Source organism: Thiocystis minor (assembly GCF_016653465.1).
GTDB lineage: Bacteria > Pseudomonadota > Gammaproteobacteria > Chromatiales > Chromatiaceae > Chromatium > Chromatium minus.
This window is the reverse complement of sequence record NZ_NHSQ01000022.1, coordinates 1-10,654: the sequence shown is the minus strand read 5'-3', so window position 1 is coordinate 10,654 and position 10,654 is coordinate 1. Positions and strand designations below refer to the sequence as shown.

The following is a 10,654-nucleotide window of genomic DNA, read 5'->3' as shown; positions in this document are numbered from 1 at the left end:
TTTACTCTTCCACTATTGAATAACTTGGCACTACATTGCGATTTTCGGCCGGCGTGTACATAAAGATCAGATGGTTAGATGCCATCTGGGGGTGTTTATCAATGGGGTTATGTTAAAGATGGGTTAGGAACAGACTGAACCGGGCGTTCCGCGAGTTGGGCCGCGCCGCGCGGACGCTGTTCCTGCTGCGCTACATCTCCGAGGCCGATCTGCGTCGCAGCATCCGCGCGGAGACGGCCAAGGTGGAGTCCTACAACGACTTCCTCGACTGGGTCGGCTTCGGCGGTCCGGTACTCAAGAGCGACGACCCGGTGGAGCAGGCGAAGCAGGTCAAGTACATGGACTTGGTGGCAAACGTCATTATGCTGCACAACGTTCATGACCTGACCGAGATTTTCGCCGACATGGAAGCGGAAGGCTGGAAGCTGACCCGCGAGTTCCTCGCCGGACTGAGTCCGTACATGCGCGAGCATATCCGCCGCTTCGGGCGCTCTCTGCTCAGACATGGAGGACTTGCCGCCGCCGCTTGCGCTACGGCCCCTCCGAATCCTGGCTGAAAATCTCGGACTGAGAGCGCGATTACTAAAATTTGCACGTATCCGGATCAGGCCCGTGCATGGGTTCGGGTCGCTGGCGGACGGTAGGTGCGGTCGTTGGCATGGTTCGGTTCTCGACGTTTGACGCAATGATTGAATCCTGAACGGCTCTTTTGGCAAATAACAATCATTCTTGCTTGATGCTGGTTCCTCAGATTCAGCTTGTCAATTGTCAATCGGTGTCATTTTCGCCGGGGGTGGCAGCGGGTGGTGCCCCAATCGACAGGATCGAGGTCAGCGTCGATGCTGGGCAAGGTGGGCACGCGACGCCCTTCGACTTGGTTCGGGACAGGCTGTGCCCATCCGAGAGATCGGGGCGCTACCGTACCGGGAATGACTGAGCCAGTGCGGTGGCACTCCGGCAGCGCCGTTCAAGGGCCGGGCGGCGGGAGACCGGCGGTTGAGATTAGAACTCGACGGCAAGCTGCGCTGTGATCGTATCGGCGGACTCGCCGGTACCGCCATCGGATTCGCTGTAGTCGATGTCGTGCGCCCACTCGAACGAGAGTGAAGTACGGTCGAAGATCTCGATCGACCAGCCGAGCAGCCAGCGCTCTTTCTGCAGCTCCAGCGCCAGAGCCTCGCGCGTGCCCTGGTAGGCGACCGCGGCCACTGACTCGCGCCCCATGACCGGGAAGGTGAAACCGGCCTCGATGTTCCAGGCCGAGGGCTTGGCCCCGGCGTCCTCGAAGCCGAGGGTGTCGCGATCGAAGTCATCGGTCGCCGACAGGTACTCGCCAATCAGATTGAAGGCGCCGAAGGCAGCAGCGGCATTGATGGTCCAGCCGCCGACGCGCTCCGTGGGATCGACACTGAAACCACTGGTATCGAGACCTTTCTCGATCAGCGCCTCCAGGGCCGCGACGCGGTTCGCGTTGGTGGCGTCCTGGAGGGTGTCGGAGTCGCCGAGATCGTTGATGTAACCCGCGCCGAAGGCCCAGGCCCGATCATCCCCTTCGTGTGCATAGCCGAGGTTGGCGCCCCAACTACCGATCTGGTTCTCTCCATCGATCTTGCGGTCGCCGTTGAAGACGTAGAGGCTGCCGAGGAAGTCGCCGGCGACGAAGCCGACCTGCACGGTGGTTTCGCGGGCTTCGCCGATCTCGAGCGTCAGCGGATCGGACACCAGGTTGGTCTCGAAGGCGCCGAAGGGCACATAGAGCTGGCCGGCGGTGAGAAAAAACGGCGAGGCTTCTTCGTTTGCGATGGTGATGTAGGCGACGTCGACCTCCAGATCCGTCTCGTTCTGCTCGTAGAGCAGCGCCGCGGTGGCCGTCGCCCAGGCGTTGATCTGGGCCTCGATGCCAAGCTCGAAGGTGGCGAGGACGATGTCGCTCTCGTTGTCGCCTTCGTACGGCGAGGCATGGTAGGCCTCGACTTCGATCAGGCTGCTGATCATGCTGCGCAATCCAGAGGCCGTCAGTCCCGACGTGCTGGAAAAATGCTGTTTGATGGCCCGCAGCAGGTTCTTAGACCACAGTCCCCGAAGCAATCCCCGCCTTGCCGCTCCAATAGCCATCGCTCAGTCCGCTGGGGCACCATTCGCGTAGTCTGGCCAGGCCCTGATCGAGATCCAGATCGCCCGTCAGCGCGTCGGCGAAGACCTTGACGATGTCTGCTGTGCGACTGGATTGCGGGCTGATGCGTAGTAGATCGACGCCAAGCCGGGCGACTTCGGCCAGGACGGGCAGCAGGTTGTGGGTGGTGGCGGACTGGGTCTGGATGCCGTTCAGGGAGAGGAAGGGGACGCCTTCCTGAGTGGAGACCAACAGGCCATCCGGATAGTCGCCGCAACAGAACTGGCAGTCATCCTTGCCCAGATTGCGGTTGTAGGCGGTGAAGCAGCGGGCGGAATACGCCAGCGGAAGCCGACCGTAGGCGAACAACTCGCACTCCACGCCGTTCGGGCGCGAGCCGATCAGCGCGGCGGTCGTCTCGCGCCCGAGTTCGACCGGCAGCACCCAGCGTTTGAGACCCCTTTGGGCGAGAAAGGCGAGTGTGCGCTGGTTGTAGAGATTGATGGAGTGACCGGTCACGAAGGGGCGACCTTCCAGATAATCCAGGCCCGCGAGGTCGTTGGCCTCGATCAGAAAACGCTCGTCGGCGCAGAGGCGTTGCAGGGTCTTGAGTTCGCCGTCGGATTCGATCAGGGCCAGGGTGGAAATGACCGGCTCCTTGCCCGCGGCGGCGACGCGCTCGGCCAGTTCCCAATAGTCCTCTGGGCGCAGCAGTCGACGCTTGGAGCAGATGGTCTCGCCCAGGTAGATGACATCCACCGGCGTTTCGAGCATTTCGGCGTAAAAATCCAGCACCTGTTCGCGCGGCCAGTGATAGAGGATCGGGCCGAGTGTGAGGCGCGGGGTGTTCTGTGAATTCGTTAGCATGGGTCAGGGGACGGTGTCAGGGGGAAGTTGTCAGTTGTCAGTTGTCAGTTGTCAGTTGTCAGTTGTCAGTTGTCAGTTGTCAGTTGTCAGTTGTCAGTTGGCGGTATCTGCCAACTGACAACTGCTACCTGACAACTCTCTTGAATTTAGTGCCAGGGCCGATGATACGGCCCGATCGTGGTCTGCGCGCCTTCGGAAACTTGGGCCAGGATCTGATGCCAGCTTTCCCTGGGGCGAAACGCATCAGGATTGCGCTGGCAGGCGTCGATCGCCTCGCGCCAGACCTGGGTGACCTGGGAGACATAGCGGGTGCTGCGCTGGCGGCCCTCGATCTTGATGGCGCTGACCCCGGCGGCCAGGATGCCGGGCAGGATGTCGAGCGTGTTCAGACTGGTCGGCTCCTCGATGGCGTGACGCAGTTCGCCGGCGACATCATAGCGTCCCTTGCACAGCGTCGGATAACCGGCGGGTTCGTCGTGCGAGCGGCGCTCGATCAGGACGCCACCGAGCCGGGTTTCCTGGCCCTGGGCGGTATCGCGCCATTCGACATGCGCGGCCGGGGAGCAGGCACCAAAGGTATTGGGCGATTGACCGCAGGCATAGGACGACAGCAGACAGCGCCCCTCGACCATGACGCAGAGACTGCCGAAGCCGAAGATCTCGACCGGCACCGGGGCCTCCTGGATCAGATGCGCGACCTGCGCCAGCGACAGCACGCGCGGCACCACGACCCGCTTGATGCCGAAATGACGGTGCATGAAGCGGATCGCCGCCGGGTTGGTGGCCGAGCCCTGGACCGAGAGATGCAGATTGACGTTGGGATAGCGTTCGGCGGCATAGTCGAGCACGCCCATGTCGGCGAGGATGATGGCGTCCACGCCCAGATCCGCCGCGCGGTCGACGGCGGCGGTCCAGCGTTCCCAGCCGTTGGGTTGCGCATAGGTGTTGATGGCGACGAAGACCTTGACCTTGCGGTCATGGGCATAGTTCAGACCCTCGCGGATCTGCTTGTCGTTGAAGTTCAGGCCGGCGAAATGACGGGCGTTGGTGTCGTCGCGAAAGCCGATATAGACGGCATTGGCGCCTTGATCGACGGCCGCCTTGAGCATCGGCAGATTGCCGGCGGGACAGACGAGTTCCATGGTGAAAGCTCTCTTACGGGTCAGCCAATGCTGACAAGTTTCGGAAGGGATGGTACCGCAACCCGGTCGCCCTGGTGGGCGTCGCGGCGGAACAACTCGGCCTCGAGCGCATTGAGGACGGCCCATTTCTGGCTGCACCAGTCGGGCGCCAGCAGAATATCGCGGGGCGCGGTCCCGGTCAGGCGATGATAAATCACCGCCGGCGGGGTGCGCTCGACCAGATCGGCGCAGATCGTCACATAGTCGTCCAGCGTCAGCGGCTGATACTCGCCGCGTTTCCAATCGATGGCCAGACGGGTGTGACGCACGACATGCAGCGGATGCAGCTTCAGCCCTTCCACGCCGAGTTCAAGCACGCGGTCGAGGCTGGAGATCGCCGCCTCGCGTCCCTCGCCGGGCAAGCCGACGATCAGATGGGTGCAGACCGGGATCCCGCGCCGATGGGCGGCGGTGACGGCGGTGCGATAATCGGCGAAATCATGGCCGCGGTTGACGCGCTCCAGGGTGCGGTCGTCGGCGGATTGCAGCCCGAGTTCCAGCCAGATTTCCTTGCCCTTCGCCCGGTAGCTGGCCAGCAGATCCAGCACGGCATCCGGCACGCAGTCCGGGCGGGTGCCGATCGAGAGTCCGATCACGTCCGGATGAGTCAGTGCGCTGTCGTAGCGCTCGCGCAGCGCGTCCACCGGATCGTAGGTGTTGGTATACGCCTGAAAATAGGCCATGAAGCGCCGCGCCCCGGTGCGCTTGGCGAGCACGACACGCCCGGCATCGAGTTGGGGCGCGATCGGCGCCTGGCTCTCGGCGTTCGGGCTGAAGGAGACATTGTTGCAGAAGGTGCAACCGCCGCGCCCCTTGGCGCCATCGCGGTTCGGGCAGGTGAACCCGGCGTGAAGCGCGAGCTTATGCACCCGCTGACCGTAACGCTTCAGCAGGTACTGACCAAAGGTGTTGACGCGATCGCTAAGGATGCGATGTGGAGCAGGGGGGGAGGGCATCTGTACAAACCTAACCGCGTGGGGCGATGAACCGTTTGATCCAGGTCAAGCGAATGGCGATTCAGGCGATGTCAATTCGGCTTTCAGAGGACGCGCATCCAACCGAAGACGCTTTCTCATGATACTTGGCGCGGTCCGTCGAACTGGCTAACATGGCCAAATCGACCATTCCAGGGAGTTCACCATGATTGCTGTGACATCCGTCGAAGCCCAAAGTCGTTTTGGTGAACTGATTGACCGCGCTCAGCGCGAGCCAATCGAAATTACTCGCCGGGGACGCACGGTCGCCTTTGTGGTGTCTGACCACGATCTCAAGGAATTGATCGATGTCCGCAGACGTCGTGCAGAAGCGGTGCGCTGGTATGCGGACTATCGTCGACAGACGGCGATCCCAGCGGCTGTTTCCAGCCTGACCGACGACGACATTAATCGCCTCGTTCATGAGCTTCGCTAGGCGCGTCGTCTTGGATACGGGTGTACTGGTCAGCGCAGCCATCCGGCCGGAATCGGTGCCCGCACTGGCATTGGAAAAGGCTTTTTTCCAGTTTGATGTTTGTGCCAGCCCCGCCACACTGGCCGAATTGGAATCGGTTTTGCTCCGCGCCAAGTTTGATCGCTATGTGTCTTGTGCGCGCCGGAATCTGTTTCTTGATGGGTTCCGCGCGCAGATCGTGCTTTTCGAGGTAACCCAGGAGGTCACGGATTGTCCTGATCCGAAGGACAACATGTTCCTCGCATTGGCCGAAACCGCCCAGGCCGAACTGATTATTTCCAGTGATCCGCATCTCACCCAGATGCATCCCTGGCGGGAGATTCCAATTATACCTCCCGCCGCGTTTCTGGTCGGAATACACTAGGATTTGTGCAGCGCAATATATTTCCACAGGCCAGACCTTCATGATGACCGATCACCAGCCCCGCATCCGCGAAATTCCTTACCCAACATGGAGTACCATTTGTGCAGCGCAATAAAATCTGAACCGGCCCGACTTTCATGATGACCGATCACCAGCCCCGCATCCGCGAAATTCCTTACAACTACACATCCTTTTCAGACCGCGAGATCGTCATCCGCTTTCTTGGCGAGCCGATGTGGCGTCTGATCGAGGAACTGCGCGGCAGTCGCCGCACCGGTCGCTCGGCGCGGATGCTGTTCGAGGTGCTGGGCGATCTGTGGGTGGTGACCCGCAATCCCTATCTTCAGGATGACCTGCTGGACAATCCGCAGCGTCGGCGTTTGCTGTTGCAGGCGCTCGCGCATCGGCTCGACCAGTTCGAGTCGCGACTGAACGCGAACCAGGGCGCGGCGGCGCTGCTGGAGGCGGCCAGGGCCGCCGTGACGCGTTTCGGCGACTGGTTCGACTCGGAGCAGCGCCAACGGACCCGACTGCGCAAGGCGCTCGCCGGCGTCACCCGTCGCGATAATCTGGATTTCGGCGGACTGGCGCGCGTCTCGCACGCGACCGATGCGACCGACTGGCGCGTCGAACTGCCCTTCGTGGTCATCTCGCCAGACACCGAGACCGAGATCGCGGCCATCGTGCGCGCCTGTATCGACTGCGGTCTGACCTTGATCCCGCGCGGCGGCGGGACCGGCTACACCGGCTCGGCGGTGCCCTTGCACCCGCTGACCGCCGTCATCAATACCGAAAAGCTCGAAGACCTCTCGGGGATCGAACGCATCGCGCTGCCCGGCGTGGCGGGACCGGTGCCCACGGTGCGCTGCGGGGCGGGGGTAGTGACCCGGCGCGTCTCGGATCTGGCCGACCGTCACGGTCTGGCCTTCGCGGTTGATCCGACCTCGCAGGATGCCTCCTGCATCGGCGGCAATATCGCCATGAACGCGGGCGGCAAGAAGGCGGTGCTCTGGGGCACGGCGCTGGATAATCTGGCCTCCTGGCGCATGGTCACGCCGGACGCGGACTGGCTGGAGGTCGAGCGGCTGGAACACAACCTGGGCAAGATCCACGATCAACCGCTGGCGCGCTTCCGCGTCAGTCGCTTCCTGCCGGATGGGATCACGCCCAAGGGCGAGCCCGAGATTCTGGAGATTCCGGGGCCGTCGTTCCGCAAGGCCGGTCTGGGTAAGGACGTGACCGATAAATTTCTCTCCGGCCTGCCGGGCGTGCAGAAGGAAGGCTGCGACGGGCTCATCACCTCGGCGCGCTTTGTCCTGCATCGCATGCCGGAGCATGTTCGTACCGTCTGCATGGAGTTCTTCGGTACCGATCTGGAGCTGGCCGTGCCGGCGATCGTCGAGATCAAGGATGACATCGCCTCACGGACGGGCGTCCAGATCGCCGGCTTGGAGCATCTGGACGAACGCTACGTGCGCGCGGTGGATTACGCCACCAAGTCGGCGCGGCGCGAATTGCCCAAGATGGTGCTGATCGCCGATCTGGTCAGCGATGACGAAGCGGCGGTGAGCGCCGCCGCCGCACATGTCGTGGAACTGACCCAGGCGCGCGATGGCGAGGGCTTTATCGCCGTCAGTCCGGAGGCGCGCAAGCGCTTCTGGCTCGACCGCGCCCGCACCGCCGCCATTTCGCGGCATACCAACGCCTTCAAGGTCAACGAGGACGTGGTCATCCCGCTGGATCGGCTGGCCGAGTACAGCCGGGGAATCGAGCGGATCAATATCGAGCAGTCGATCCGCAATAAGGACGCCATCCTGGCGGCCGTGCTGGACGCTCTGGATACCCTGGACGGCGGCAACGAGGATTCGGACGAAGAGACCGCGATCCTCAAGTCCAAGAGCGCGGCCGCCCGCGAGGCGGTCGATACGGCGCGTACCCGCTGGCGGACCATTCTGGACCATCTGGACCAGCCCGCCGCCGAAAACCTGGATCTGCTGACCGCGAACGAACAGGGCCGGATGCGCGACCGGGACACCCTGCTGTCGATGCTGCTGCGCCGTGATCTGCGCCAGTCCTACCGGCGCGAGGTCGCGGAACGCTTGAACGAGATCTTCGCCGGTCAGGACCTGGCCCGCGTGCGCGAGCATCTGCTCGGCATCCATCGCCGGATTCGCGACTCGCGACTCTTCGTCGCGCTGCACATGCACGCCGGCGACGGCAACGTGCATACCAATATCCCGGTCCATTCTTCGGACTACGCCATGCTGCACGAGGCCGATCGGATCGTCGCCCGCATCATGGCGCTGGCGACCGAACTGGGCGGCGTCATCTCCGGCGAGCACGGCATCGGGATCACCAAACTGCAATTCCTGGAGCGCGAGAAGCTGGATGCCTTCGTCGCCTACAAACAGCGGGTCGATCCCGAGGCGCGCTTCAATCGCGGCAAGCTGATGCCGGGTTCCGGGCTTCAGGATGCCTATACCCCCTCGTTGCGACTGGTCGAGCAGGAGGCCATCATCCTGGAGGAGACCGAACTCGGGGCGTTGAACGACGACGTGAAACACTGTCTGCGCTGCGGCAAGTGCAAGCCCAAGTGCATGACCCATGTCCCGCGCGCCAATCTGAGCTACTCGCCGCGCAACAAGATCCTGGGGACGGGGCTCATCGTCGAGGCGTTTCTCTACGAGGAACAGACCCGACGCGGTTTGTCGCTGCGTCATTTCACCGAGATGAACGATGTGGCGGATCATTGCACCGTCTGTCACAAGTGTCTGACACCCTGTCCGGTCGACATCGATTTCGGCAACGTCACCATGCGCATGCGCCGCATCCTGGTCGAGCGGGGTCGGAAACGGTTCAACCCCGGTGCCTGGGCGGCCATGAAATTCCTGAACGTCACCGATCCGCGGGCGGTCCGATTCCTGCGCACGGGGCTTGCCGAATGGGGCTTCGCGGCCATGAACAGGGCGCATGGTGTGGCGAAATGGCTGCGTCTGACCGCCCGGCGCACCGCGCATCCCGGCGCGACGACCGGCCGACCGACCCTGCCGGGTCAGGTGCTGGATCTGGTGAGCCGGCCGATCCGGGTCGATTTGCCCAAGCGCACCTTCCGCCATCAACTCGGATTGGAAGACCGCACGCAGGTGCCCGTTCTGCGCAATCCCAGAGGTGCGGCGGAGGATGAAGCGGAACTTGATGCCGTGTTTTATTTTCCGGGCTGCGGCTCCGAGCGCCTCTTCTCGGATGTCGGTCTGGCGACGCTGGCCCTGCTCTGGGAGCAGGGCGCGCAAACCGTGCTGCCGCCGGGGTATCTCTGCTGCGGCTATCCGCAGCGCGCCTCGGGTCTGGAGGCCAAAGGGCGCCGGATCACCATGGAAAACCGCGTGCTCTTCCACCGTGTCGCCAATACCTTGAATTATCTCGACATCAAAACCGTCCTGGTGTCCTGCGGAACCTGCATGGATCAGCTTCTTCAGTACGAATTCGAGCGCATCTTCCCCGGCTGCCGGCTGCTGGATATCCATGAATGGCTGATGGAGAAGGGCGTCAGTCTGTACGGCGTCGCGGGCGTCCAGTATCTCTATCACGATCCCTGCCACACGCCCATGAAGACCCACGCGCCCCTCAAGGTCGCGACCCGTCTCATGGGTCAACCGGTCAAGCTGTCCGAGCGATGTTGCGGCGAGGCCGGCACCCTGGGCACGGCCCGCCCGGACATCGCCAATCAGGTGCGTTTTCGCAAGCAGGAAGAGCTGACGGCGGGCATCCGCGACCTGACCGGCCGGGAGCGGGTCGAGAACGGCGAAGTCAAACTCCTGACTTCGTGCCCCGCCTGTCAGCAGGGTCTGGCCAAGTACCAGGACGACACCGGGCTTAAGACCGACTATATCGTCGTCGAACTGGCCGAACGGATGCTCGGCGCGGGCTGGCGGGAGCGGTTTCTGGAGCAGGCGAGCGCGGGCGGGATCGAGCGGGTGCTGCTGTGAGGGGGCGGACTGACCCAAACACCCGAAATTTTCGCAAGTTCTCTCGGCTTTCTCCATTGTGACTGCACTTTTCGCGGCGACACTGAACTCCGTCTTCGAGCCGGCACGGCCAGCAAGTATTCGAGCACAACTCTCGGGATCCGCCGTCGGCCGTTGAGACAGTCAAGACCAAGACGCCAGAACCTTGGTCTCTTCTTGATCCATTCCTAACGGATAGAGGTGACTTTCAGATGGAAATCTCCGCCATGTCTTCGGCAACCGTCATGATGAAGCCCACGGCGCCAACCGCTCCCACACCTCCGCCGGACGGCAACATCGAAAACCGGAAGCCGCCCGCCGAGCCAAGCCCGCCCGAGCAGTCAGGGTCGACGACATCCGTGACGTCGGGCCAGGAGGGAGAAATCGATACCTTCGCCTGATCCATGCGCCTGCTGCATAAGCTCCTGCTGGCTTTTCTGCTGACCTCACTGCTGCTGACCGGGGTCTCGGCGGTGACCTTGCAACTCGGATTCCGGCGCGATTTTCTCGCCTATCTCGGCCAGCTTGAGCTGGCTCAGATCGAGCCAATGGCGCGCGCCATGGAGGCCGACTTCAGCCGCCATGGCAGTTGGGAGGGGTTACGCACCGATCGGCGGCGCTGGCACGATCTGCACCGGTTGATCGCCCCTCCCGATGGCGCGCCGCGTCAGCGCCC

At 62.9% G+C, this 10,654-nt stretch carries 10 protein-coding genes; 5 read left to right on the top strand and 5 right to left on the bottom strand.

Annotated elements, in window-relative coordinates:
- Nucleotides 1-134: 134 nt before the first annotated feature.
- Nucleotides 135-557, top strand: a complete 423-nt coding sequence (locus tag CCR95_RS00885; RefSeq protein ID WP_276570218.1) for a Tn3 family transposase — start codon at nucleotides 135-137, stop codon at nucleotides 555-557.
- A gap of 445 nt (nucleotides 558-1,002) precedes the next feature.
- Here the strand turns inward: CCR95_RS00885 and CCR95_RS00880 are convergent, their stop codons facing one another.
- The 4 genes from CCR95_RS00880 to mnmL all read right to left on the bottom strand — a co-directional run bounded on the left by CCR95_RS00880 (nucleotide 1,003) and on the right by mnmL (nucleotide 5,117).
- Nucleotides 1,003-1,995, bottom strand: coding sequence for an LbtU family siderophore porin (locus tag CCR95_RS00880; protein WP_242522981.1), 993 nt, complete (start codon nucleotides 1,993-1,995; stop codon nucleotides 1,003-1,005).
- Nucleotides 1,996-2,065: 70 nt separating this feature from the next.
- A complete protein-coding gene (gene ubiV, locus CCR95_RS00875; RefSeq protein WP_201091034.1) occupies nucleotides 2,066-2,980 on the bottom strand; it encodes a ubiquinone anaerobic biosynthesis protein UbiV in 915 nt (304 codons plus the stop codon).
- Between the two features lie 146 nt (nucleotides 2,981-3,126).
- Complete coding sequence (gene ubiU / locus CCR95_RS00870) at nucleotides 3,127-4,122, bottom strand: ubiquinone anaerobic biosynthesis protein UbiU (RefSeq protein WP_201091032.1); 996 nt, start codon at nucleotides 4,120-4,122, stop codon at nucleotides 3,127-3,129.
- A 20-nt stretch (nucleotides 4,123-4,142) separates the two neighbouring features.
- A complete protein-coding gene (mnmL, locus tag CCR95_RS00865) occupies nucleotides 4,143-5,117 on the bottom strand; it encodes a tRNA modification radical SAM protein MnmL/YtqA (RefSeq protein ID WP_201091031.1) in 975 nt (324 codons plus the stop codon).
- A 184-nt stretch (nucleotides 5,118-5,301) separates the two neighbouring features.
- Here mnmL and CCR95_RS00860 point away from each other — a divergent pair, with 184 nt between their 5' ends.
- The 3 genes from CCR95_RS00860 to CCR95_RS00850 all read left to right on the top strand — a co-directional run bounded on the left by CCR95_RS00860 (nucleotide 5,302) and on the right by CCR95_RS00850 (nucleotide 9,960).
- Nucleotides 5,302-5,571, top strand: a complete 270-nt coding sequence (locus tag CCR95_RS00860) for a type II toxin-antitoxin system Phd/YefM family antitoxin (protein WP_201091030.1) — start codon at nucleotides 5,302-5,304, stop codon at nucleotides 5,569-5,571.
- A gap of 10 nt (nucleotides 5,572-5,581) precedes the next feature.
- Nucleotides 5,582-5,974: a putative toxin-antitoxin system toxin component, PIN family gene (locus CCR95_RS00855; RefSeq protein ID WP_201091029.1), complete on the top strand. Its 393-nt coding sequence runs from the start codon at nucleotides 5,582-5,584 to the stop codon at nucleotides 5,972-5,974.
- Between the two features lie 137 nt (nucleotides 5,975-6,111).
- A complete protein-coding gene (locus CCR95_RS00850) occupies nucleotides 6,112-9,960 on the top strand; it encodes a DUF3683 domain-containing protein (RefSeq protein ID WP_201091028.1) in 3,849 nt (1,282 codons plus the stop codon).
- Between the two features lie 226 nt (nucleotides 9,961-10,186).
- Here the strand turns inward: CCR95_RS00850 and CCR95_RS00845 are convergent, their stop codons facing one another.
- The gene (locus tag CCR95_RS00845) at nucleotides 10,187-10,384 is read right to left on the bottom strand and encodes a hypothetical protein (RefSeq protein WP_201091026.1); all 198 of its coding nucleotides are present in this window, start codon (nucleotides 10,382-10,384) and stop codon (nucleotides 10,187-10,189) included.
- On the opposite strand from CCR95_RS00845, the gene CCR95_RS00840 reads away from it, so the two are divergent.
- The coding region (locus CCR95_RS00840; RefSeq protein ID WP_201091025.1) for a hypothetical protein at nucleotides 10,383-10,654 on the top strand (272 nt) is incomplete at its 3' end. The two genes, CCR95_RS00845 and CCR95_RS00840, sit on opposite strands and share 2 nt — an antisense overlap.